The sequence below is a fragment of the Streptomyces sp. NPDC090022 genome (assembly GCF_044748145.1).
Taxonomy (GTDB): Bacteria; Actinomycetota; Actinomycetes; order Streptomycetales; family Streptomycetaceae; genus Streptomyces.
This window is the reverse complement of sequence record NZ_JBIVFN010000035.1, coordinates 35,203-57,784: the sequence shown is the minus strand read 5'-3', so window position 1 is coordinate 57,784 and position 22,582 is coordinate 35,203. Positions and strand designations below refer to the sequence as shown.

Annotated in this window: 23 protein-coding genes; 18 read left to right on the top strand and 5 right to left on the bottom strand. The window is 74.1% G+C overall.

Going from position 1 to position 22,582, the window contains the following annotated elements:
- The first annotated feature begins 30 nt into the window (after positions 1-30).
- The 11 genes from ACIPXB_RS34785 (at position 31) to ACIPXB_RS34735 (ending at position 12,407) form a co-directional block, all read left to right on the top strand.
- Entirely contained in the window at positions 31-1,995 is a 1,965-nt protein-coding gene (locus ACIPXB_RS34785; RefSeq protein WP_401456593.1) for a tetratricopeptide repeat protein, read from the top strand.
- A 150-nt stretch (positions 1,996-2,145) separates the two neighbouring features.
- A complete protein-coding gene (gene ald / locus ACIPXB_RS34780) occupies positions 2,146-3,261 on the top strand; it encodes an alanine dehydrogenase (protein WP_401456633.1) in 1,116 nt (371 codons plus the stop codon).
- Positions 3,262-3,588: 327 nt separating this feature from the next.
- Positions 3,589-4,749 carry a ParA family protein gene (locus ACIPXB_RS34775; protein ID WP_401456592.1) on the top strand — a complete coding sequence of 387 codons (1,161 nt, stop codon included), beginning with the start codon at positions 3,589-3,591 and terminating at the stop codon, positions 4,747-4,749.
- Positions 4,734-5,228: a hypothetical protein gene (locus ACIPXB_RS34770; protein WP_401456590.1), complete on the top strand. Its 495-nt coding sequence runs from the start codon at positions 4,734-4,736 to the stop codon at positions 5,226-5,228. The genes ACIPXB_RS34775 and ACIPXB_RS34770 overlap by 16 nt, the downstream gene beginning before the upstream one ends.
- Positions 5,229-5,664: 436 nt before the next feature.
- Positions 5,665-6,921, top strand: coding sequence for a segregation/condensation protein A (locus tag ACIPXB_RS34765; protein ID WP_401456589.1), 1,257 nt, complete (start codon positions 5,665-5,667; stop codon positions 6,919-6,921).
- A 43-nt stretch (positions 6,922-6,964) separates the two neighbouring features.
- Entirely contained in the window at positions 6,965-7,534 is a 570-nt protein-coding gene (gene scpB, locus ACIPXB_RS34760) for an SMC-Scp complex subunit ScpB (RefSeq protein ID WP_401456630.1), read from the top strand.
- Positions 7,534-8,751, top strand: a complete 1,218-nt coding sequence (locus ACIPXB_RS34755) for a pseudouridine synthase (RefSeq protein ID WP_401456587.1) — start codon at positions 7,534-7,536, stop codon at positions 8,749-8,751. Before scpB ends, ACIPXB_RS34755 begins: the two co-directional genes overlap by 1 nt.
- A gap of 176 nt (positions 8,752-8,927) precedes the next feature.
- Positions 8,928-9,536: a nicotinamide riboside transporter PnuC gene (pnuC, locus tag ACIPXB_RS34750; RefSeq protein ID WP_401456585.1), complete on the top strand. Its 609-nt coding sequence runs from the start codon at positions 8,928-8,930 to the stop codon at positions 9,534-9,536.
- Positions 9,533-10,621 (top strand): AAA family ATPase, encoded by a 1,089-nt coding sequence (locus ACIPXB_RS34745; RefSeq protein WP_401456584.1) that lies wholly within the window; start codon positions 9,533-9,535, stop codon positions 10,619-10,621. The genes pnuC and ACIPXB_RS34745 overlap by 4 nt, the downstream gene beginning before the upstream one ends.
- A complete protein-coding gene (locus ACIPXB_RS34740) occupies positions 10,618-11,391 on the top strand; it encodes an NUDIX hydrolase (RefSeq protein ID WP_401456582.1) in 774 nt (257 codons plus the stop codon). The genes ACIPXB_RS34745 and ACIPXB_RS34740 overlap by 4 nt, the downstream gene beginning before the upstream one ends.
- A complete protein-coding gene (locus ACIPXB_RS34735) occupies positions 11,388-12,407 on the top strand; it encodes an ADP-ribosylglycohydrolase family protein (protein WP_401456580.1) in 1,020 nt (339 codons plus the stop codon). The genes ACIPXB_RS34740 and ACIPXB_RS34735 overlap by 4 nt, the downstream gene beginning before the upstream one ends.
- Before the next feature lie 26 nt (positions 12,408-12,433).
- On the opposite strand, the gene ACIPXB_RS34730 is transcribed toward ACIPXB_RS34735, so the two are convergent.
- The 3 genes from ACIPXB_RS34730 to ACIPXB_RS34720 all read right to left on the bottom strand — a co-directional run bounded on the left by ACIPXB_RS34730 (position 12,434) and on the right by ACIPXB_RS34720 (position 14,029).
- Positions 12,434-13,126, bottom strand: coding sequence for a DNA polymerase beta superfamily protein (locus ACIPXB_RS34730; RefSeq protein WP_401456579.1), 693 nt, complete (start codon positions 13,124-13,126; stop codon positions 12,434-12,436).
- 29 nt (positions 13,127-13,155) lie between these two features.
- On the bottom strand, positions 13,156-13,575 hold the full coding sequence (locus tag ACIPXB_RS34725; RefSeq protein ID WP_401456578.1) for a Rieske (2Fe-2S) protein: 420 nt from the start codon (positions 13,573-13,575) through the stop codon (positions 13,156-13,158).
- Positions 13,576-13,687: 112 nt separating this feature from the next.
- Positions 13,688-14,029 (bottom strand): DUF952 domain-containing protein, encoded by a 342-nt coding sequence (locus ACIPXB_RS34720; RefSeq protein WP_401456576.1) that lies wholly within the window; start codon positions 14,027-14,029, stop codon positions 13,688-13,690.
- Between the two features lie 95 nt (positions 14,030-14,124).
- On the opposite strand from ACIPXB_RS34720, the gene ACIPXB_RS34715 reads away from it, so the two are divergent.
- The 5 genes from ACIPXB_RS34715 to der all read left to right on the top strand — a co-directional run bounded on the left by ACIPXB_RS34715 (position 14,125) and on the right by der (position 18,921).
- Entirely contained in the window at positions 14,125-14,574 is a 450-nt protein-coding gene (locus ACIPXB_RS34715; RefSeq protein WP_401456575.1) for a YidB family protein, read from the top strand.
- A 234-nt stretch (positions 14,575-14,808) separates the two neighbouring features.
- Positions 14,809-15,897, top strand: a complete 1,089-nt coding sequence (locus ACIPXB_RS34710; protein WP_401456574.1) for a prephenate dehydrogenase — start codon at positions 14,809-14,811, stop codon at positions 15,895-15,897.
- Positions 15,898-16,011: 114 nt separating this feature from the next.
- Positions 16,012-16,737 carry a (d)CMP kinase gene (gene cmk / locus ACIPXB_RS34705; protein ID WP_401456572.1) on the top strand — a complete coding sequence of 242 codons (726 nt, stop codon included), beginning with the start codon at positions 16,012-16,014 and terminating at the stop codon, positions 16,735-16,737.
- Between the two features lie 56 nt (positions 16,738-16,793).
- On the top strand, positions 16,794-17,381 hold the full coding sequence (locus tag ACIPXB_RS34700; RefSeq protein WP_401456629.1) for a lysophospholipid acyltransferase family protein: 588 nt from the start codon (positions 16,794-16,796) through the stop codon (positions 17,379-17,381).
- Between the two features lie 76 nt (positions 17,382-17,457).
- The gene (der, locus tag ACIPXB_RS34695; protein WP_401456570.1) at positions 17,458-18,921 is read left to right on the top strand and encodes a ribosome biogenesis GTPase Der; all 1,464 of its coding nucleotides are present in this window, start codon (positions 17,458-17,460) and stop codon (positions 18,919-18,921) included.
- A gap of 34 nt (positions 18,922-18,955) precedes the next feature.
- On the opposite strand, the gene ACIPXB_RS34690 is transcribed toward der, so the two are convergent.
- Positions 18,956-19,348 (bottom strand): hypothetical protein, encoded by a 393-nt coding sequence (locus tag ACIPXB_RS34690; RefSeq protein ID WP_401456569.1) that lies wholly within the window; start codon positions 19,346-19,348, stop codon positions 18,956-18,958.
- Between the two features lie 188 nt (positions 19,349-19,536).
- Entirely contained in the window at positions 19,537-20,331 is a 795-nt protein-coding gene (locus ACIPXB_RS34685) for a hypothetical protein (protein ID WP_401456627.1), read from the bottom strand.
- 321 nt (positions 20,332-20,652) lie between these two features.
- Here ACIPXB_RS34685 and ACIPXB_RS34680 point away from each other — a divergent pair, with 321 nt between their 5' ends.
- Together ACIPXB_RS34680 and ACIPXB_RS34675 are read left to right on the top strand one after the other, a co-directional pair.
- On the top strand, positions 20,653-21,444 hold the full coding sequence (locus ACIPXB_RS34680) for a transglycosylase family protein (RefSeq protein WP_401456568.1): 792 nt from the start codon (positions 20,653-20,655) through the stop codon (positions 21,442-21,444).
- Between the two features lie 34 nt (positions 21,445-21,478).
- Positions 21,479-22,537 carry a helix-turn-helix transcriptional regulator gene (locus tag ACIPXB_RS34675; protein ID WP_401456567.1) on the top strand — a complete coding sequence of 353 codons (1,059 nt, stop codon included), beginning with the start codon at positions 21,479-21,481 and terminating at the stop codon, positions 22,535-22,537.
- Positions 22,538-22,582: the final 45 nt, after the last annotated feature.

Below are 22,582 nucleotides of genomic sequence, written 5' to 3'. Positions count from 1 at the left end.
TTTCCCGGACGCAGGGAGAGGAGCGGATCCGTGACGGATTTCGTCGGGCGGCGGCGTGAGCTCAAGGAGCTGCGCGAGGACATCGCGCGGACCGGGCTCGACACCCTCTCCGGGCGCAAGGCGAAGGCGCCCCGCGCCCGCGTGCTGCTCGTCGCCGGGCGGCCCGGCTCCGGGCGGACCGCGCTGGCCGAGGAGTTCGTGGCCGAGGTGGCCGCGCAGTACCCCGACGGGGTCCACACGGCCCGGCTGACCGCCCCCGGCGGGGAGCAGGCCGCCACCGACACCGTGCTGCGCGGCCTCCTGACCGGACTGGGCGAGCGCACCCCGGCCGGCGCCGGCGAGGACGAACTGTCCGCGCAGCTGCGCGCCGTGCTCGCCGGACGCCGGGCGATCCTCCTCCTCGACGACGCCGCCGACGTCTACCAGGTGGACGCGCTGCTGCCGGACAACCCCGAGTGCCTGGTCGTCGTCACCTCCGAGGGCCCCCTGACCGGCATCCCGGACGTGCGGCCCTGCACCCTCGGCGGCCTGGAGACCCCTGCCGCCGTCGAGATGACCGTGAACCGGATCGGCGGCATCCGCGTCACCGTGGACCCCACCGCCGCCGAAGCCATCGCCGAGGAGTGCGGCGGCCAGCCCGCCGCCCTCGCGCTCGTCGCCGGCTGGCTCGCCGCCCACCCCAAGGCCTCCCTGGCGGACGTGGCCAAACAGCTGCACGACATGCCCCCCGGGGCCTCGGGCCCGCTGGGCCGCGCCTTCCGGCTGGTCTACGAGTCCCTGCCGCAGCCCGCGCAGCGCACCCTGCGCCTGCTGCCCCTCGCCCCCGCCGGGGTGGTCGACTCGCACAGCGCCTCCGCGCTCGCCGGCTGCTCGGTCGCCGCCGCCCAGTCGACGCTGGAGGACTTCGCCGGGCTGGGCCTCGTACGGCCCGCCGCGGACGGGCTGTTCCGGCTGCCCGGGTGCCTCGCGCCCCTGCTGCGGGCGCTGCTGGAGACCAAGGAGCGGCCCACCGAGGTCCAGTTGGCGCGGGCCCGCATGATGGAACGGACCGTCCGCCTGCTGCACTCCTGCCGGGCGATGGCCGAGACCGACGCCGTCGCCGCGCGCGACCGGCTCGAGGGCCTGCCCCGGGCGCTGCGCTTCGCCGACCGCCGGGCCGCCGCCACCTGGCTGGACACCCGGCTGCCGGCCCTGGCCGCGTGCGCGCGCCTCGCGGTCGCCGACGGCGAGCTGGACACCCTGGCCCGCCGGCTGATCGCGGCCCTGGTGCGGGCGCTGGTCGAGCACCGCGGCACCGCCGAGGCGGCCCCCGAGCTGTACGGGCTGCACCGGCTGGTCCTGGACGTGGCCGAGCGCCGCGCCCTGCACCGCGAGCAGGCCGCCGCCCTGCTGAACCTGGCCGATCTCGACGCGGAGACCGGGCGCACGCAGGAGGCGCTGGAGCGCTACCGCGCCGCCCTGGACGCCGGACGGGCGGCGCAGGACCCGTACGCCACCGGCCGCGCGATGGAATCCGTAGGCGGTGCCTACCAGGAGCTGGGCGACTGGCACCGGGCCGCCGACTGGTTCGGTCGAGCGCTGTCCCAGTCGCTCACGAGGGGCGAGCGAGCGGACGAGGCGAGGCTGTACGGGAGGCTCGGCAATGTGCACACCTACGCCGGCCGGTACGGCGACGCGCTGCGCAGCTGGCGGGCCGCCGCGGCCGGCTACCGCAAGCTGGCCGATGTGCCCGGCCAGGCACGGGCGTTGAGCGAAATGGCGCGGATCCAGGAGTACGCCGGACGGCCCGAGGAATCGCTGCACACCTGCCGTGAGGCGATCGAGGTGGCACGGCGGGCCGGGGACCTGCGGCTTCAGGCCGCCCTGCAGGTGCGGCTGGCCGACACCCTCGACCGGCTCGGTGATCCGGCGGCGGCCCGGCTGCACCGCACCGCGGCGGACAGACTGCTCGGAGACGACCCCGCAGCCTACGAAATCCGCAGTGGTTCCGACTGAGATTATTGGTTTGCAAGGCTAGACACCGAGAAATCCTTCATTAGACTGGCTCCACCACGTCATCCCGTGGTGCATCCCGTTGCGCGCTGGTGCAATGGGTATGTATGGCATTGCACCGTTACATCCCCTGAGCCAAGGACCGTGATCGACGTGAAGGTCGGTATCCCCCGCGAGGTCAAGAACAACGAGTTCCGGGTGGCCATCACCCCCGCCGGCGTGCACGAGCTCGTCCGCAACGGCCACCAGGTCTTCATCGAGCAGAACGCCGGTGTCGGCTCCTCGATCACGGACGCCGAGTACGTCTCCGCCGGCGCCGAGATCCTCGGTACCGCCGACGAGGTGTGGGCGACCGCCGACCTGCTGCTCAAGGTCAAGGAGCCGATCGCGGAGGAGTACCACCGGCTCCGCAAGGACCAGACCCTCTTCACCTACCTGCACCTGGCGGCCTCCCGCGAGTGCACGGACGCCCTCCTGGAGTCCGGCACCACCGCCATCGCGTACGAGACGGTCGAGCTCGCCAACCGCGCGCTGCCGCTGCTCGCCCCGATGTCCGAGGTCGCGGGCCGGCTGGCCCCGCAGGTCGGCGCCTACCACCTGATGCGCTCGGCCGGCGGCCGCGGCGTCCTGCCCGGCGGTGTCCCCGGCACCCACGCCGGCGAGTGCGTGGTCATCGGCGGTGGCGTCTCCGGCTGGAACGCGGCGCAGATCGCCATCGGCATGGGCTTCCACGTGACCCTGCTCGACCGCGACATCAACAAGCTCCGCGAGGCCGACAAGATCTTCGGTACGAAGATCAAGACGATCGTCTCCAACGCCTTCGAGCTGGAGAAGGCCGTCGTCGAGGCCGACCTCGTCATCGGTGCGGTGCTGATCCCGGGTGCGAAGGCCCCGAAGCTGGTCACCAACGAGCTCGTCGCCAAGATGAAGCCCGGAAGTGTCCTTGTCGACATTGCGATCGACCAGGGCGGCTGCTTCGAGGACTCCCGCCCGACCACCCACGCCGAGCCGACCTTCCAGGTGCACGACTCGGTCTTCTACTGCGTCGCCAACATGCCGGGCGCGGTGCCGAACACCTCCACCTACGCGCTGACCAACGCCACGCTGCCCTACATCGTGCAGCTCGCGAACCTGGGCTGGGTCGAGGCGCTGCGCCGGGACCCCGCGCTGGCGCTCGGCCTCAACACCCATGACGGCCAGGTCGTTTACGGCCCGGTCGCCGAGGCCCACGGCCTGCAGACCCTGGAGCTCAGCACGCTGCTCGGCTGATCACGTCAACGACTGACGTCAATCTCACGTATCCGGCCGGACCTTGCCCGCAAGGTCCGGCCGGATACGTATCGCGGCCCGGCGGAGACCCCGCTCAACTCGCCTCGAACGTAACCCTTTAACCGTTTCGCACACCCGCGAAACTTCACAGCGACGGCCCGGACGCCCTTGACAGAGTGGTGTTCGGTTGCCGACACATCGTGCCGGGTCCGGCGGATTGTGTTGCTGCGGAGTGGTGACACGCCATAGAGTCGCCAACCGTCGGCATGGTGCCACGCTGACCTATCGATAAGTGTCCTGGTCACGTCCAAGGAGGTAAGACGACTTGTGAATGAGTCGACATTTGCTCCTGGGGGTGGTCAAGCAGACGCGTCTGCGCGGGGCCAGGGCCCTGCCGGACTCGAAGCTGTCGGCTCCGTCGCAGTACGCACCTTCGCAAACCACCAGCACATGACGACGCCCCAAAAGAGCATGGACGGCCTAGACGTGAACTCCACGGCCGGCGACCTGAGCGGCGCCACGCCCACCGGTCTCGCCGACTACGACGTGGTGCCCGAAGGGCACTTCTACGACCCCGACGCCGAGTACGAGCCCGACCCCGAGTACGCGGCCACCCTCGCACCCGACGCGGCGAGACAGCGCCGCGAACGGATCGGCCCGACCGGACGGCCGCTGCCGTACTTCCCGATCCCGGGTCCGCTGACGGACCACGGTCCGGCGAAGATCATCGCGATGTGCAACCAGAAGGGCGGCGTCGGCAAGACCACGTCGACCATCAACCTGGGCGCCGCACTCGCCGAGTACGGGCGGCGCGTGCTGCTCGTCGACTTCGACCCGCAGGGCGCGCTGTCCGTGGGCCTCGGAGTCAACCCGATGGAGCTGGACCTGACGGTCTACAACCTGCTCATGGAGCGGGGCATGTCGGCCGACGAGGTGCTGCTGAAGACGGCGGTCCCCAACATGGACCTGCTGCCGAGCAACATCGACCTGTCCGCCGCGGAAGTGCAGCTGGTCTCCGAGGTCGCGCGCGAGTCGACGCTCCAGCGGGCCCTGAAGCCGCTGATGAACGACTACGACTACATCGTGATCGACTGTCAGCCCTCGCTCGGCCTGCTGACCGTGAACGCCCTGACGGCGGCTCACAAGGTCATCGTGCCGCTGGAGTGCGAGTTCTTCGCCCTGCGCGGCGTGGCGCTGCTGACGGAGACGATCGAGAAGGTCCAGGAGCGGCTCAACCCCGAGCTGGAGCTCGACGGCATCCTGGCGACGATGTACGACTCCCGTACGGTGCACAGCCGCGAGGTGCTGGCGCGGGTGGTCGAGGCCTTCGACGACCACGTCTACCACACCGTCATCGGCCGTACGGTGCGCTTCCCGGAGACCACGGTCGCCGGTGAGCCGATCACCACGTACGCCTCCAACTCCGTCGGCGCCGCCGCGTATCGCCAGCTCGCCAGGGAGGTGCTCGCCCGGTGTCACGCCGAGTGAGTCTGCCCGGAGCCGACGAACTGTTCCGTACGACCGGGGGGACGGCCCTGCAGGCCTCCTCACCGCGACGGGGTCCTGACGAGGCGTCGCCCTCGGACTCCGAGCACAGCGCGGCGCGGGACACCGCGGCGGGCCCCGGCCGGGAGGCCGAGGAACCCGTGGTCGCCGCCCCACGCCGGCCGCAGGAAGGTTCCGGCCCCGCGCCGGCCCCGGCCGCGACGTCGGGCACCCGGCGGAAAGGGGGCCGGGGGGCGAACCGCCGGCCGAGCGGGCGCGAGCGCCACGACGAGAAGATCACGGTCTACGTCTCCGCCGAGGAGCTGATGGACCTGGAGCACGCGCGGCTGGTGCTGCGCGGCGAGCACGGGCTGGCCGTGGACCGCGGCCGCATCGTCCGCGAGGCGGTCGCCGTCGTCCTGGCGGACCTGGAATCCCGCGGCGACGCCAGCATCCTGGTCCGCCGCCTCCGCGGCCGCTGACGCCTTCCGGGGCCCGGCCGTACCAATGGCCCACGGGGCTCGGCCCCACGCCCCGCGCCTCAAGCGCCGGCGGGGCTGAACCGGTGCCGCCGTCCCGATCCGAAGCCGCGGGGCCACCTCGCGAAGCCATGCGGCGCTCCGCCCCCAGCCCCCGCGTCCCAAGCGCCGGCGGGGCTGGACAGGTGCCGGCGTTCCGAGCCGCGGAGCCGGTGGGCACCCCTGCGCCTCAAGCGCCGGCGGGCTGGGCGGGGTGTCGAGCGTCCGCGGGGCGGTCGGGGGTCGGCCCTTGCAGCCCGAGCGGCGTTCGAGCGGGGCCCGGCGGAGCCTGAGGTGGGGCTGCGGCAGGGGTCGCGTCGCGGGCGTCGGCGCCGAGGGAACCGGGGGTGCCCGGTAGGCTGCCAGGGCCGCCAGACACGCCGCCGGACCCAGGAACGCGATGCCCCCGAACGACCCCGCTCGGCCCGCCCCCAGGCGCCGCCTGGGCCGCGGCCCGGGGGCCGACCCGAAACCGGCTGCCGGGGCGGCGGCAGAGCCGTCCTCCGAGCCCGTCCCCGCTGCGCCGGCCCAAGAGCCCGTCCCCGTGGCGATCCCGGAGCCCGTCCCCGTGGCGGCCCCCGAGCCGGGCCCCGGAGCGGCCCCGGAACCGGGCCCCGAACCCGTCCCCGTGAGGCCCCCTGAGCCGGGCGCCCCGGCGGCCCCTGAGCCGGGCCCTGAGCCGGGCCCTGAGCCGGGCCCTGAGCCGGGCCCTGAGCCGGGCCCTGAGCCGGGCCCTGAGCCGGGCCCTGAGCCGGGCCCCGAGCCGGGCCCTGAGCCGGGCCCTGAGCCGGGCCCCGAGCCGGGCCCCGAGCCGGGCCCCGGCGCCGGGGCGGAGGGCGGGGGTGATGGGCGGTTCACGTTGCGGCTGGCCAACTTCGAGGGGCCCTTCGATCTGCTGTTGCAGCTCATCACGCGGCACAAGCTCGACGTCACCGAGGTCGCGCTGTCCAAGGTCACCGACGAGTTCATGGCGTACATCCGGGCCATGGGGCCCGACTGGGACCTCGACCAGACCACCGAGTTCCTCGTCGTCGCCGCGACCCTGCTCGACCTCAAGGCCGCCCGGCTGCTGCCCGCCGCCGAGGTGGAGGACGAGGCCGACCTCGCCCTGCTGGAGGCCCGGGACCTGCTCTTCGCCCGGCTCCTCCAGTACCGGGCGTACAAACAGATCGCCGCGATCTTCGAGGACCGCTCCGACGCCGAGGCGCGCCGCTACCCCCGTACCGTCGGGCTGGAGCCGCACCTCGCCGAGCTGCTGCCCGAGGTCGTCATCAGCATCGGCGCCGAAGGGTTCGCGCGGCTCGCCGTCAAGGCCATGCAGCCCCGGGCCAAGCCCGAGGTGTACGTCGACCACATCCACGCGCCGCTGGTCAGCGTCCGCGAGCAGGCCGAGGTCGTGGTCCGGATGCTCCAGGCGCGCGGCGAGGCCAGCTTCCAGGAGCTGACCGAGGGCGTCACCGACACCCTGACCGTCGTCGCGCGCTTCCTGGCGCTCCTGGAGCTCTACCGGGAGAAGGCCGTCTCCCTGGACCAGGAGGAGGCCCTGGGGGCGCTCACGGTCCGCTGGAGCGGCGGCACCGGCCCCGGGCCGGCCGTGACCGACGAGTTCGACCGAGTCGTTGAGGAGAGTGAGGAGCGTGGAGGCGAGCGTGACTGAACGGGACGCGGTGCCGCTCAAGCCGGCGCTCGAGGCCGTGCTCATGGTCGTCGACGAACCCGCCACCGAGGCCCACCTGGCCAAGGTGCTCGGCCGCACCCCCCGTGAGGTCGCCGACGCGCTGCGCGAGCTCGCCGACGAGTACACCGTGCAGGGCCGCGGCTTCGAGCTGCGGCTGGTCGCCGGCGGCTGGCGGTTCTACAGCCGCGCCGAGTACGCCGCCGCCGTCGAGGGCTTCGTCCTGGACGGCCAGCAGGCCCGGCTCACCCAGGCGGCCCTGGAGACCCTCGCCGTCGTCGCGTACCGCCAGCCGGTCAGCCGTTCCCGCGTCTCGGCGGTGCGCGGAGTCAACTGCGACGGGGTCATGCGCACCCTCCTCCAGCGCGGTCTGGTCGAGGAGGCGGGCACGGAACCCGAAACAGGTGCGATCCTGTACACGACGACGAACTACTTTCTGGAGCGGATGGGCCTGCGCGGCCTGGACGAGCTCCCGGAGCTCGCGCCCTTCCTCCCGGAGGCGGAAGCGATCGAGGCCGAGACGCAGGAAGGCGTCCCGTCGTTCGATCCGGACGCTCCGGACACAGACGAAGACGACAAGACGACGGAACTTTGATGCGAAGCAGCGGCGGCAACGGCGGCAACAGGAATAGCGGCAACAGCGGCGGGCGCGGTAACTACCGCGGCGCCGGGAACGGGCGCGACGACAGGCAGGGCGGCGGCGGCCGCGGCGGCCAGGGTCAGGGCCCGAGCCAGGGCCGGGGCCGGGGCCAGGGGCAGGGCCAGGGCCAGGGTGAGAGCCGTCCGCGCCGTCCGCGTCCCGAGGAGCGCCGCTACGACGTGGGCCCCGAGGGCGAGCGCAGCGGCGGCGGCGCCAAGGCCGGTGGCGGCGGCGCCCGCGGCGCGGCCGCGCGCGGCGGTGCCAAGGGCGGCCCCAAGACGTCCAAGACCCCCGGCATCGGCGGGGCCGGCGGCCCGCGCCGCGGTCCCGGCAGCCGCAGCGGCCAGTCGCGCCCCCGCGAGTACGACGCCCGCATCGAGGAGCGCAACCGCGAGCGCTACGCGAACAAGCCCGAGATCAAGACCCCGAAGACCTTCCCCGGCGCCGAGCAGGAGGGCGAGCGGCTGCAGAAGGTGCTCGCCCGCGCCGGCATGGGCTCGCGCCGCGCCTGCGAGGAGCTGATCGAGCAGGCCCGCGTCGAGGTCAACGGCAAGGTCGTCGTCGAGCAGGGCCTGCGCGTGGACCCGCAGAAGGACGAGATCAAGGTGGACGGCCTGACCGTCGCCACCCAGTCGTACCTCTTCTTCGCGCTGAACAAGCCGGCCGGCGTCGTCTCCACCATGGAGGACCCCGACGGCCGCCAGTGCCTGGGCGACTACGTCACCAACCGTGACACGCGGCTCTTCCACGTCGGGCGCCTGGACACCGAGACCGAGGGCATCATCCTGCTCACCAACCACGGCGAGCTGGCGCACCGCCTGACCCACCCCAAGTACGGCGTGCAGAAGACCTACCTGGCCGCCATCACCGGCCCGCTGCCGCGCGAGGTGGGCAAGCGCCTGCAGTCCGGCATCGAGCTGGAGGACGGCTACGCCCGCGCCGACCACTTCCGCGTGGTCGACCAGGTCGGCAAGAACTACCTGGTCGAGGTGACCCTCCACGAGGGCCGCAAGCACATCGTGCGCCGCATGCTGGCCGAGGCCGGCTTCCCGGTCGAGAAGCTGGTCCGTACCGCGTTCGGCCCGATCGAGCTCGGCGACCAGAAGTCCGGCTGGCTGCGCCGCCTGACCAACACCGAGGTCGGCATGCTCATGCGCGAGGTCGGCCTCTAGATCGTCTGTCCGAGGGCCGGGAGCCCGCGGTGCCCATCGGCACCGCGGGCTCTTCGCGTTGTCCGGGCCGTGCCCCTTCCTCCGGCTCCTCGGGTCCCGCGTTTCCTTCCGTCCCGCGTCTTGCCCGCCTCCGCGATCACTGTTTATAGTCAAGGTGACTATTAAAGGGGGTCGTCGTGAGCTGGACACTCACCTGGACCGAGGTCCTCGGGTTCGCCACCGGCGCCGTGTGCGTCTGGCTGGTGGCCCGCCAGCACATCGCCAACTGGCCGATCGGCATCGCCAACAACGTCTTCTTCATCGTGCTGTTCACCCAGGCGGGCCTGTACGCCGACGCCGGCCTCCAGATCGTCTTCATCGCCCTCGCCGCGTACGGCTGGTGGACCTGGACCCACGGGGGTGGACCGGGCTCCACGGACGCCCTTCCGGTGCGCCGCACCTCGCGCGCCGAATGGTTCTGGCTGTCCTCGGCGGGGGCGGTGGGGACCGCCGCCCTGGCGCTCCTGCTGGACCGGGCCACCGACTCCACCGTGCCGTTCTGGGACGCCCTGACCACCGGGCTCTCGCTCATGGCGACGTACGGCCAGTGCCGCAAGCGCGTGGAGTCCTGGTGGCTGTGGATCGCCGCCGACGTCGTCTACATCCCGCTGTACGTCTCCAAGGGCCTCCTGCTCACCGCCCTGCTGTACGTCGGCTTCCTCGCCCTGTGCGTCGTCGGCCTGCGCAGCTGGCGGCGCGACCTGGCCGCCCCGCGGACGGCCCCGGCCCTGGGAGCGGCGGCATGAGCGGGCCGCGGGCCTACGGACACGGGCTGGTGCTGGGCAAGTTCTACCCGCCCCACGCCGGCCACCACCACCTCGTACGCACCGCGCTCGACCAGTGCGAGCGGCTGACCGTGCTGGTGTGCGCGGCCTCCGTGGAATCGGTGCCGCTCGCCGACCGGGTCGCCTGGATGTGCGAGGCGCACCCCGAGGCCGAGGTGGTCGGCGCAGTCGACGACATCCCCGTCGACCTGACCGATCCGGCGGTCTGGGAGGCCCACATGGCGGTCTTCCGGGCGGCCGTGCCCGGCCCGGTCGACGCCGTCTTCACCTCCGAGGCGTACGGCACCGAGCTCGCCCGCCGCTTCGGCGCCGCCGAGGTCTGCGTCGACCCCGACCGCACCCTCTTCCCGGTCTCCGGGACGGCCGTGCGCAAGGACCCGGTGGGCTGCTGGGAGTTCCTCGGACCGGCCGTCCGGGCGGCCCTCACCCGGCGGGTCGTCGTCCTGGGCGCCGAGTCGACCGGCACCACCACCCTGTCGCGGGCCCTGGCCGCCCACTACCGGCGGCGCGGCGGCGTCTGGGCGCAGACCGGCTGGGTGGCGGAGTACGGACGCCGCTACAGCGAGGAGAAGCTGGCGGCGCTGCGGGCCGAGGACCCGGCCGCGGGCTGGGCCGACGCCGTCTTCGCCTCCGAGGAGTTCCCCGTCATCGCCCGCCGGCAGGACGAGGACGAGGACCGGGCGGCCCGGCTGGGCTCGCCGGTACTGTTCTGCGACACCGACTCCTTCGCCACCGGCCTGTGGCACGAGCGGTACCTCGGCGGGCGCAGCGCCGACGTCGAGGCGATCGCGGCCCGCCGCCCGCGGGACCTGTACCTGCTGACCGATCACGAGGACGTGCCCTTCGAGGACGACGGGCTGCGCGACGCGCCGCACCTGAGGCCCTGGATGACCGGCCGCTTCCACGAGGAACTCACCCGCACCGGCAGACGTTTCCTCCTCGTCGGCGGAGACCGCGAGGAGCGGCTGGAGACGGCCGTGGCCGCCGTCGACGCGCTCCTCGCCGAGGGCAGGCACTTCGCCGATCCCCTGCCGGAGCGCCGGTGAGCGGCGCCGGGGACGGCCATGACCCGTCCGCCTCCTCCGACCCGTCCGGCTCGTACGACCCCTCCGCCTTCGTGCCGTTCGCGGTGACGGTCGACCTCGCCGTGTTCACGGTGCGCGGCGGCGCCCTGCACGTGCTGCTGATCCGGCGCGGACAGGAGCCGTACCGGGGCGCGTGGGCGCTGCCGGGCGGCTTCGTCACGCCCCGGGAGTCCGCCGAGACCGCCGCCCGCCGCGAGCTGGCGGAGGAGACCGGCCTGGCCGACGACGTGGTCGCGGCCCTCCACCTCGAACAGCTGCGCACGTACAGCGAACCGGACCGCGACCCCCGGATGCGGGTGGTCTCCGTGGCCTTCACCGCACTGGTCCCCGACATGCCCGAACCGGCAGCCGAGGGAGGCGGCGACGCGGCACACGCCCGCTGGATGCCGTCGGCCGAGGTCGGCGCGCTGGCCTTCGACCACGCCGCGATCCTCGCGGACGCCCGCTCCCGGATCGGCGCCAAGCTGGAGTACACGTGCCTGGCGACCGCCTTCTGCCCGCCCGAGTTCACCCTCGGCGAGCTCCAGGCCGTCTACGAGACGGTCTGGGACACCACGCTGGACCGCCCCAACTTCCGCCGCAAGGTGCTCGCCACGCCCGGCTTCGTCGAGGCCGTGCCCGGCGCCGCCCGGCTGACCGGCGGGCGCGGCAAACCGGCCGCCCTCTACCGGGCCGGACCGGCCACCACGCTCCATCCCCCGCTGCTCCGACCGGAAGGACACCCCCGATGACGGTACCCACCAAGCGCGCCGCGACCGGCGCGCTGATCGGCCTGGCCCTCGGCGACGCGCTCGGATTCCCGACCGAGTTCAACGACGTCCCCTCCATCCTGGCCAAGACCGGCCCATGGCGCCGGATGGACCTGCCCCGCCCGGCGATCGTCACGGACGACACCCAGATGACCCTCGCCCTGGCCCGCGGCATCCGTACGGCCATGGGTCGCGGCCCGCTGGACCCGGCGGCGCTGGCCGGCCCGGTGCGCGAGGAGTTCGTCGCCTGGTACCACTCCCCGGACAACAACCGGGCACCCGGCAACACCTGCCTGCGGGCCTGCGGCCTGCTGGACGACCCGCGGCGCGACTGGCGCGACGCCAGCCAGACCGGCTCCAAGGGCTGCGGCGCGAACATGCGGGTGGTGCCCGTCGGCCTGGTGCCCGGCTGGACGGACGAGGAGCGGGCCGGCGCGGCCCAGCTCCAGTCGGCCCTCACCCACGGCCACCCGACGGCGCTCGCCGCCTCCGACCTGACGGCACGGGCGGTCCACCTGCTGGCGCGGGGCGCCGAGGTGACCGGCCTGGTCGGCCTGCTGCGGTCGTACGCCCTGGACCAGCGCACCACCTACCACGAGCGCTGGCTCGGCGACCTCTGGATGCGCACCAGCTCGGACGCGAGCCCGCAGTCCTTCATCGCCCGCGGCTGGGACGAGTGCCTGGCGGTCCTGGACCGCCTGAGCGCGGCCCTGGCATCGCCCTCCCCGGAGACGGACCCGTGCCTGGCCACCGGCGACGGCTGGATCGCCGAGGAGGCCCTGGCCACGGCCCTGCACTGCTTCCTGCTCTTCCCCGCGGACCCGCTGACGGCCCTGCGCCGGGCGGCCTGCACCCAGGGCGACTCGGACTCGATCGCCTGCCTGGCGGGCGCCTTCGCGGGCGCCCACCTGGGCGCGGACGTCTGGCCCCGCGACTGGGAGGGTCGCATCGAATACCGTGCCGACCTGCTCACCTTCGGCACCCTCTGGGACGCGTGAACGTCCGGGCGGCGGCCGGGGCGGGGTCAGCGCAGCGCTGAGGCGCGGCGGGTACGGACGAGGAAGTCCTGGACGCGGGCGTGGTCCGGGGCGGCCGGGAGGGGGGTCGTGGCCAGGGCGGCCTCCGTCTCGGCGGTCAGCGTCGCCATCCAGGACTCGACCCGCTCCCAGGGGAGTTCGCCGTGCTTGACCGCCAGCAGCCGGTCGCGGTGCTCGCCCGCGTCGATCGTCAGCCGGCCGGTGCGCAGCAGGTCCCGGCAGGAGATCAGCAGGCGGACCAGGTGCATCGCGTGCTTCCAGCGCGGGCCGCCGTGCAGGCGGACGTCCGTCTCGAGCTTGGCGCGCTGCGAGACGGCGTAGCGGGTGAAGGTGGTGTGGGCCTCGCGGGAGAGGAACGCGTCCCGCAGCGCGCGCAGCTCCTCGCCGACCGGGGTCAGGACCTCGGCCAGCGGGGAGTGCAGGCACTCCAGGACGTTGGGGTTGGCCTTCAGGGCCAGTGCGCAGAATCGTTCCAGCTCCCAGGAGAACTGCTCCTCCAGGGGCCCGTCCACATGCGTCGGCGGCTTGTCGAAGCGCCAGAACAGCGGCGTCGGCGCCAGGTAGACCCCGCGCAGGTCGGTGTCGCTGGTCTCGGTCGCCAGCCCGAAGGCGCGCGAGCCCATCACGCAGGAGTAGACCGTGTGCTCGCGCACCAGCTCCAGTTCGTCGATCGCTTCCACCAGGCGGAGACTAGACGCCCCCGTACCGCTCACGCGAGCGAGATGTTCTCGCCCGAGACCTTGATCGGCTTCTCGGGCAGCGGCCTGGTCGCCGGGCCGTGGGCGACCGCGCCGTCGGCGATCGCGAACCTGCTGCCGTGACAGGGGCAGTCGATCGTGCCGTCCGCCACCTTCGCCACCGTGCAGCCCTGGTGCGTGCAGACCGCCGAGAAGGCCCGGAACGTGCCGGCCTCCGGCTGGGTGACCACGATCTTCTCGGCGGCGAGGACCGTGCCGCCGCCCACCGGGACCTGGGAGGTCGTGGTGAGGACCTGGCCGCCGGTCGGTGCGCTGCCGCTCCCGGCCGCCGGCCGTTGCTCCGTACCGCACGCCGTCAGCGCGCAGCCGGCGAGGGCCGCGGTGCCCACCACCAGGACCGTGCGCCGGGGGGTGCCCGTGGGGTCGCTCATGACGTCTCCTCGTTCGGGGGGAAAACGGGACCGGGTCCGCCCGGGCGGGCGGGGACGGCGAACAGCATCCCGGCCCGCCCCGGCCCCGCCCGGCAGACGGGCGTACGGCGTGTCAGGCGCCCGGTGCCCACGGCCGCAGCGCCGCCGGCCGGCCCGGGGCGCGTACGACCTCCCACAGGCGGACCGCGGCCGCCCGGTTGAGCGGCCCGTGCACGTGCGGATAACGGGCCCCCGATTCACCCTCCCGGCGCACCTCCGAGGTCAGCGCGCGCTCGTCGAGCTCGACGGCCAGCAGCGTGCCGGGGGTGTCGCGGTAGTGCGTGTCGGCGATCTCCAGGGTGATGGGGCGGTCGGCCGAGCAGTGCACGAAGCCCTCGGACTCCAGGGAGGGCGGCGCGTACGGCAGCTCCGGGGCGGCGCTCCAGTCGGCGAGCGGGACGATGTGAAAGATCATGTCGATGGTTCTATCGCAGTCCCCGCCGGGTGGCGGAATGGGATGGTACGGGTCACATTGTCCCTGATCTCCGTCCCCCATCGAAAGGCGACACCATGGCGGGAAACGACCTCGGATCCCTGCTCGGCGGGCTCCTCGGCGGCGGCAAGGACGGCTCCGCCGCGGGCGGCGGGGGCCATGTCCTCGGCGCTCTGCTCGGCGCCCTCCTGGGCGGCGGGTCGGCCGGGGCCGGCGGGGCCGGGGCCGCGGCCGGCGGGAACAATCCGCTGGGCGGCCTGCTGGACATGCTGACCAGGTCCGGGCTGGCCGACCAGGCGCAGTCCTGGATCGGCACCGGCGAGAACCAGCCGATCACCGGGGAGCAGGTCCAGCAGGCGCTGCCCGACGGCACCCTGGCGAAGGTGGCCGAACAGGCCGGCGTCACCCCGCAGGCGGCCGCCGACCAGATCGCCCAGACCCTCCCGACGGCCGTCGACAAGCTCACGCCCCAGGGGCAGCTGCCCACAGGTTCGCTGGAGGACATCATCAGGCAGCAGAAGTTCTGACCCTCCGACGGCCCGACGGCCGGCGTGAGTGACTGCCCGGGCGCGCGACAGCCCGGGTGCGCGACGGCCCGGGTGCGGGACGGCCCGCGTGCGCGACGGCCCGGCGGACCGAGGACCGGCGGACCGGGGACCCGGCCGGACCGTCCCGCGGGGCGGCCCGCCGGGTCCTCGTACTCCCGGGGCTGACTACGCTGAGTACGCCGGAGCAGCACAGCCACCCGAGGAGCACCCCCAGTGAGAACCGCCGTCGTCATCGGAACCGGACTGATCGGCACCTCCGCGGCGCTCGCGCTGGCCGGGCGCGGGGTGACCGTGCACCTCGTCGACCACGACCCCAGCGCGGCCCGCACCGCCGCCTCCCTCGGCGCCGGCACCTGCGACGCCCCCGAGGGCCCGGTCGACCTCGCGGTCGTCGCCGTGCCGCCGGCGCACGTGGCCGCCGCGCTGGCGGAGGCGATCGGGCGGGGCGCGGCCCGCGCGTACGTCGACGTGGCCAGCGTCAAGGGCGGGCCGCGCCGGGAGCTGGAGGCGCGCGGCGTGGACCTCTCCACGTACATCGGCACCCACCCGATGGCCGGCCGGGAACGCTCCGGGCCGCTCGCGGCGACGGCGGACCTCTTCGAGGGGCGGCCGTGGGTGCTGACGCCGGCCCGCGAGACCGACCACTGGGTCCTCAACCTCGCCCTGGAACTCGTCGCCCTGTGCCGGGCGGTCCCCGTGGTCATGGACGCCGACCAGCACGACCGCGCCGTCGCCCTCGTCTCGCACACCCCGCAGCTGGTGTCCAGCATGGTCGCGGCCCGGCTGGCCGACGCCGACGAGTCGGCGGTGCGGCTGTGCGGCCAGGGGATCCGCGACGTGACCCGGATCGCCGCCTCCGACCCCCGGATGTGGGTGGAGATCCTGTCGGCCAACCCGGGCCCGGTGGCCGACGTCCTGTCCGGGATCGCCGCCGACCTGGAGGAGACGGTGGAGGCCCTGCGCGGCCTGCAGTCCGCCGACGAGGACAAGCGGCGCGGCGGCGCGGAGGGCATCGAGGACGTCCTGCGGCGCGGCAACGCCGGCCGGGACCGGGTCCCGGGCAAGCACGGCGCCGCCCCCACCCGCTACGAGACGGTGGCGGTGTTCATCAGCGACCAGCCGGGCGAGCTGGCACGGATCTTCGCCGACGCCGGCCGGGCCGGGGTCAACGTGGAGGACGTACGCATCGAGCACGCCACCGGACAGCAGGCCGGACTGGTCCAGCTCATGGTCGAACCGCGCGCGGTCGCCGGTCTGACCACCGCCCTGCGGGAACGCGGCTGGGCCCTGCGCCGGCAGTGACCGGAGCGCCCGGAGACGGAGCGGGGAGCGCCGGGCCCGGGGCCCGGTAACCTTGGGGAGGGGCGCTTTGGCGCGCCCGGAACACGTACGCGCAACCAGGAAGGTGCTCGCCCCGTGGAAACCGCCGCTCCGTCCGCCGTGATCGTCGCCATCGACGGTCCCTCCGGCACGGGCAAGTCCAGCACCTCCAAGGCCGTCGCCGCCGAGCTCGGGCTGCGCTACCTGGACACCGGTGCCCAGTACCGGGCCATCACCTGGTGGATGATCACCAACGGGATCGACATCGCCGACCCCCACGCGATCGCCGTCGCCGCGGGCAAGCCCGTCATCGAGTCCGGTACGGACCCGGCCGCCCCCACGATCACGGTCGACGGGGTCGACGCCGCCGGCCCGATCCGCACCCAGGAGGTCACCTCCAAGGTCAGCGCCGTGAGCGCCGTGCCCGAGGTGCGCACGCTCATCACCGAGCTCCAGCGCTCGATCGCCGCGCGGGCCGAGGGCGGGATCGTCGTCGAGGGCCGCGACATCGGCACGACCGTCCTCCCGGACGCCGACCTCAAGATCTTCCTCACCGCGTCGGCCGAGGCCCGTGCGGCCCGCCGCAACGGCGAGCTGGCGGGCAAGGAGGCCACCGACCTGGCGGCCACCAAGGAAGCCCTGATCAAGCGGGACGCGGCGGACTCCGGACGCAAGACCTCCCCGCTGGCCAAGGCCGACGACGCCGTCGAGGTCGACACCACCGACCTGACGCTGGAGCAGGTCATCGAGTGCGTCGTGACGCTCGTGGAGTCCCGGCGCGGCGGGACCGACGGCGCGCAGAAGCGGGCGGGCGGCAAGTGAGCGAAACGCCCTCCCTCAAGGGTGCGGCGGTCGGGCGGCGGATCGGCATCGGGCTCATGTACGGGCTGTGGAAGCCCCGTGTGCTCGGCGCCTGGAGAGTGCCGGCCTCCGGGCCGGTCATCCTCGCCGTGAATCACGCGCACAACATCGACGGCCCCATGCTCATGGGGACGGCGCCCCGCCCCCTGCACTTCCTGATCAAGAAGGAAGCGTTCGTCGGGCCGCTCGGTACCTTCCTGGAGGGCATCGGCCAGGTCAAGGTCGACCGCACCGGCACCGACCGGACCGCCATCACCCGGGCGCTGGCCGTGCTCGAGGCCGGCGGGGCCCTGGGCATCTTCCCCGAGGGCACCCGGGGCGAGGGCGACTTCGCCTCGCTGCGCGCGGGCCTGGCCTACTTCGCCGTACGCTCGGGCGCGCCGATCGTGCCCGTCGCCGTCCTGGGCAGCACCGAGCGCCGGGGACGCCTGGTCAAGGGGCTGCCGCCCCTGAAGAGCCGGGTCGACATCGTCTTCGGCGACGCCTTCCAGGCCGGCGACGGCTCCGGCCGCCGTACCCGCACCGCGCTCGACGAGGCCACCGTACGGATCCAGCGGCACCTCACGGAGCACCTGGCCGACGCCAAGCGCCTGACCGGGCGCTGAGCGAGACTTGAACCAGTAGTGGGCCCGCGGCAGCGCGGGTGCCACCGATCACCACGAACGACGAGGAACGGACTTCATGAACGACCAGCACGACCACGGAGCGCTTGGCGACGCCGAGTACGCGGAGTTCATGGAGCTCGCCGCGGAAGAGGGCTTCGACATCGAGGACGTCGAAGGCGCGATCGAGGCGGCGGGCCACGGCCCCCTCCCCGTCCTCGCCGTCGTCGGCCGTCCCAATGTCGGTAAGTCGACTCTCGTCAACCGCATCATCGGCCGCCGCGAGGCGGTCGTCGAGGACAAGCCGGGTGTCACCCGCGACCGCGTGACCTACGAGGCCGAGTGGGCCGGCCGCCGCTTCAAGGTCGTCGACACCGGCGGCTGGGAGCAGGACGTCCTCGGCATCGACGCCTCCGTCGCCGCCCAGGCCGAGTACGCCATCGAGGCCGCCGACGCGGTCGTCTTCGTCGTGGACGCCAAGGTCGGCGCCACCGACACCGACGAGGCCGTGGTCCGGCTGCTGCGCCGGGCCGGCAAGCCGGTGGTGCTGGCCGCCAACAAGGTCGACGGGCAGTCGGGCGAGGCCGACGCCTCGATGCTGTGGTCGCTGGGCCTGGGCGAGCCGTACCCGGTCTCCGCGCTGCACGGCCGCGGCACCGGTGACCTGCTGGACCAGGTCCTCGAGGCGCTGCCCGAGGCGCCCGAGCAGACCTTCGGCGGGACCGCCCTCGGCGGCCCGCGCCGGATCGCGCTCATCGGCCGCCCGAACGTCGGCAAGTCCTCGCTGCTGAACAAGGTCGCGCGGGAGGAGCGGGTCGTCGTCAACGAGCTGGCCGGCACCACCCGCGACCCGGTCGACGAGCTGATCGAGCTCGGCGGCGTGACCTGGAAGTTCGTCGACACCGCGGGTATCCGCAAGCGCGTCCACCTCCAGCAGGGCGCCGACTACTACGCCTCCCTGCGGACGGCCGCGGCCGTCGAGAAGGCCGAGGTCGCGGTGATCCTGATCGACTCCAGCGAGTCCATCAGCGTCCAGGACCAGCGGATCATCACCATGGCCGTCGAGGCCGGCCGCGCCATCGTGATCGCGTACAACAAGTGGGACACCCTCGACGAGGAGCGCCGCTACTACCTCGAGCGCGAGATCGAGACCGAGATGCAGCAGGTCGCCTGGGCGCCCCGGGTGAACGTCTCCGCCGTCACCGGCCGCCACATGGAGAAGCTGGTCCCGGCGATCGAGACGGCGCTGGCGGGCTGGGAGACGCGCGTGCCCACCGGCCGCCTGAACGCGTTCCTCGGTGAGATCGTCGCCGCCCACCCGCACCCGATCCGGGGCGGCAAGCAGCCGCGCATCCTCTTCGGCACCCAGGCCGGCACCAAGCCGCCGCGGTTCGTGCTGTTCGCTTCGGGCTTCCTGGAGCACGGCTACCGGCGCTTCGTCGAGCGCCGGCTGCGCGAGGAGTTCGGCTTCGAGGGCACCCCGATCCACATCTCGGTGCGGGTGCGGGAGAAGCGCGGCGCCAAGACCGCCAAGAAGAAGTAGCGCGGCGGGCCGGCGGCGCGGTGGCCGGCCGGTTTCAGTAGCCGCGGCGCGGAGCGGGCGGCAGGGCCGCCGGGACGTGGTGCGTCCCGGTCTGGTGCTGCCGCCCGCCGCCGTATCCGGAGCCGCCCGCGGTGACGGCGGCGACGGCGTAGAGGGGCTGCGGCGGCGGGGCGATCTGCGGGGCGGCGTACGTCGTCTGCCACGGTTCGGTCTGCCATGCGGAACCGTTCCATCCGCTGACGCTGCTTCCGGTGGCGGCGGAGTGGCCGGCGCCGTACGGCCCGAAGGCGGTGAAGCCGAGGTCCTCCTCGCCCGTACGGTCGCCCGGCAGGGCCCGGAACGCGCGCAGGTACTCGGAGTACAACGCGTCGTAGATCGGGGTCGGGCTGGGGAAGGACGGGGCGCGGGAGGGGTCGTATGAATGCACGTATCAGCCAACGACCCCGGCGCCCTGCGGATGCGGGGACGGACGGAGAAAACGCAGATCGCCCAGGGTGCGCGGGACGGACCGCGGACCCTGGGCGCACGGCGCCGTCCGGCCCCCGGGGCGGGGCCGGACGGCGGGGGCGGGGCATGGCCGGTACGGGCCGCCACGGGGCCGGTACCGGTGGGGGATCAGGTGCCGGCGAGGGGCATGGAGGCGGCGACGAGCTTGCCGGCGGCCGCGGCCTTGTCGAGGGCGTCGCGCAGCAGGTCCTCGCGGGGCTGCTGGCCGATGGAGCCGACCGGGGCGGCGTAGACCAGCACCCGCTGGGTCTTGTTGACGGCGGCGCGCCAGCCGTCGGTGACCGAGAGCGCCTGGTGGGCCTGCCACCAGGCGACCTGGCCGGCGCCCTCGGTGCCGGGCTGGAGCACGGCGTGCAGCTGGCCGGCCGCCAGGAGGACCGACCAGCCCGCGAGCGGGGAGGGCAGCTCGGCGGTGTCGGTGACCGGGATGAAGCCCTGCTCGATGAGGAGCGGCAGGAAGTCGTCGCCGGGGCCGGTGGTGCCCGGGCGGGCGATCGGCGCGGTCGGCTCGACCACGAGGGCGGGGTGCAGTTCACCGCCGATCAGGACCAGACCGCTGGTGATGCCGAGCACGGCCTGGCCGCCGGGGACGGGGGCGGGCGGGGCGCCGGCCGCCGCGGCCGCGGGGGCGGGGCTGTCGCCGGTGATGCTGCGGACGGCGCCCTGGAGCTGCTCCTCCGAGACGGTGACGACCTGGGAGGGGATGCAGCCGGCGTGGGCGAAGGCGAGGACGGCGGTCTCCTCGCCGACGAACAGCACCGTGCTGGTGCGTTCGCGCTCGGAGTCTCCCGGGGTGCGGCAGGAGGTGCAGTCGTAACTGCCCGGCGCGGTCTCGCCGGCGAGCAGCAGGTCGGCTTCTTCGTCGCCGATCTCGGCGCGTACGTCATCACTGACGTCGAGCATGCGCGGCACGGGGTGACTCCTCGGACTAGGACGGAACGAACGGGCGTGCGCGGCCGGGCGGTTCCCGGCTCGCCTCACTCAACGGGGGAGCGGTGCGCGGGGTCACGCCGATAGAGGGAACGGATTCGAACCGGGCCCCCGAACGAGTGACGGGCCCGACCGTGGCGTTCTGTTCGGTGCAACTCGTGTCTGTTTGTGGTCAGTTGCTGCGACAGATCGCCCGTTTGCGGAAACCGGGTGGGGTCGGCCGACCGGGTGGGCCGCGGTGGGGCGCCGCGCGGCGGGCCGGGGACGGCGGGGCGGGCTGCCTAGCGTGATCCGGTGCCCGACCTCCGGATCCGGTGGCCGGCCGTGCCCGCGGCGGCTGCCGCCGCCGTGCTGGCGCCGCTGCTCGCGCTGCTGACGCTGACGCTGCCGTTGTCGTTCGCCGAGGCCGCGGCCGCGCCGCCGCCGCCCGCGCCCGGGCCGGGTGGGGTGGCGGCGGGGGTCGGCTCGCCGGGGGTGATCGGCAGCGGGCCGGGGGACTGCGGGCCGGGCGGGACCTGGCCGTGGGACTGCGTCGCCGACTGCGAGAGCAGCGGGCGCTGGCACGTCAACACCGGCAACGGCTTCTACGGCGGGCTCCAGTTCTGGCAGCCGACGTGGGAGGACCACGGGGGCCTGGCCTTCGCGGCGCGCGCGGACCTGGCGACGCGGGAGCAGCAGATCCGGGTCGGGGAGGAACTGCTGGGCACGCAGGGCTGGGAGGCGTGGCCGGTGTGCGCGAAGCGGTACGGGCTGGCGGGGCGGTGGCACGTGGTGCGGGCGGGGGAGACGCTGCTGTCGATCGCCCGGAAGCGGAGGGCCGTCGGGGGCTGGCCGGCGCTGTACGAGGCGAACCGCGCCACGATCGGCCCCGACCCCCACTCCCTCCCACCGGGCACCCTGCTCCGGCTGCCGTCCCCGGCGAAGCCGCTGGCCCCGTCGGCCTCCGCGGGCCAGGCGAAGCCGGTGACCCCCACGGGCCAGGCGAAGCCGGTGGCGCCGTCGGCCTCCGGGAAGCCCGCGCTGCCGGCGAAGCACCCGGCCTCCGCGACGACCCCGGTCCCGGCGAAGCCGGGGGCCGTACCGTAGGCCCGGCCGGGAGGGCGTACGGCAGACTCGGGGCATGCTGGAGACTTCCGCACGACTGCTGCGCCTGTTGTCCCTCTTGCAGGCGCACCGCGAATGGACCGGCGCCGACCTCGCCGAGCGTCTCGGCGTGACCCCGCGTACCGTCCGCCGGGACGTCGAACGGCTGCGCGAGCTCGGCTATCCGGTCAACGCCAGCCCCGGGACCGGCGGCGGCTACCAGCTGGGCGCGGGCGCCGAGCTGCCGCCGCTGCTGCTGGACGACGACGAGGCGGTGGCGGTGGCCGTCGGCCTGCGCACCGCCGCCGGCAACGGCGTCGAGGGCATCGGGGAGGCCTCCGTACGGGCTCTGGCCAAGCTGGAGCAGGTCCTGCCCGGCCGGCTGCGACGCCGGGTGTCCACGCTCAACGAGTTCACCGTGCCCATGCTGCGCGGCCAGCAGCGCTCCACGGTCGACCCCGCCGTCCTGACCGAGCTGGCCGCCGTCTGCCGCGACGGCGAACGCCTGCGCTTCGCCTACCGCGACCACGAGGGCACCGCCACCCGCCGTACCGTCGAGCCGCACCGCCTGGTGTGCAGCGAGCGCCGCTGGTACCTGGTCGCCTGGGACGTGGACCGGGCGGACTGGCGGACCTTCCGCGCCGACCGGATCGAGCCGCGCCCGCCGCACGGCCCGCGCTTCGCGCCGCGTACGCCCCCGGCCGAGGACCTCGCGGCCTACGTCTCCCAGGGCGTCTCGCTGCGCGCGTACGCCGCCCGGGCCGTCGTACGGCTGGAGGTGCCGGCGCAGGAGGCGGCCGGGACGATCGGACCCGCCGACGGGACCCTGGAACCGCTGGACGAGCACAGCTGCCTGCTGCGCACCGGGGCCGTGAGCCTCGATGTGCTGGTGCTGCACCTGATGCTGCTGGGACAGGAGTTCGAGGTCCTGGAGCCGCCCGAGCTGGTGGAGCGGATCACCGCCGCCCGGGACCTGCTGGCGCGGGCGGCGGACCGGTCCGCCGGGCCGGCGGCGCCCCCGGCCGGCCCGGCGGACCGAACCCGGGGTGGTGCAGATCGAAGGCCGGCGACTCGGAGCGGACCGGAGGCAGGGTGAGGAAGTTGTGCCGGGGCGGCGGGCAGGAGGTCGCCCACTCCAGGG

Bases quoted from the DNA above. Each gene is read 5' to 3' on its own strand.
- ACIPXB_RS34700 (WP_401456629.1), top strand. From the start codon at position 16,794: ATGTACGGGCTGTGGAAGCCCCGTGTGCTCGGCGCCTGGAGAGTGCCG.
- ACIPXB_RS34685 (WP_401456627.1), bottom strand. From the start codon at position 20,331: ATGCTCGACGTCAGTGATGACGTACGCGCCGAGATCGGCGACGAAGAA.
- scpB (WP_401456630.1), top strand. From the start codon at position 6,965: ATGGTCGTCGACGAACCCGCCACCGAGGCCCACCTGGCCAAGGTGCTC.
- ACIPXB_RS34725 (WP_401456578.1), bottom strand. From the start codon at position 13,575: ATGAGCGACCCCACGGGCACCCCCCGGCGCACGGTCCTGGTGGTGGGC.
- ACIPXB_RS34715 (WP_401456575.1), top strand. From the start codon at position 14,125: ATGGCGGGAAACGACCTCGGATCCCTGCTCGGCGGGCTCCTCGGCGGC.
- ACIPXB_RS34720 (WP_401456576.1), bottom strand. From the start codon at position 14,029: ATGATCTTTCACATCGTCCCGCTCGCCGACTGGAGCGCCGCCCCGGAG.
- ACIPXB_RS34745 (WP_401456584.1), top strand. From the start codon at position 9,533: ATGAGCGGGCCGCGGGCCTACGGACACGGGCTGGTGCTGGGCAAGTTC.
- ACIPXB_RS34765 (WP_401456589.1), top strand. From the start codon at position 5,665: ATGCCCCCGAACGACCCCGCTCGGCCCGCCCCCAGGCGCCGCCTGGGC.
- ACIPXB_RS34755 (WP_401456587.1), top strand. From the start codon at position 7,534: ATGCGAAGCAGCGGCGGCAACGGCGGCAACAGGAATAGCGGCAACAGC.
- ACIPXB_RS34675 (WP_401456567.1), top strand. From the start codon at position 21,479: ATGCTGGAGACTTCCGCACGACTGCTGCGCCTGTTGTCCCTCTTGCAG.
- der (WP_401456570.1), top strand. From the start codon at position 17,458: ATGAACGACCAGCACGACCACGGAGCGCTTGGCGACGCCGAGTACGCG.
- ACIPXB_RS34735 (WP_401456580.1), top strand. From the start codon at position 11,388: ATGACGGTACCCACCAAGCGCGCCGCGACCGGCGCGCTGATCGGCCTG.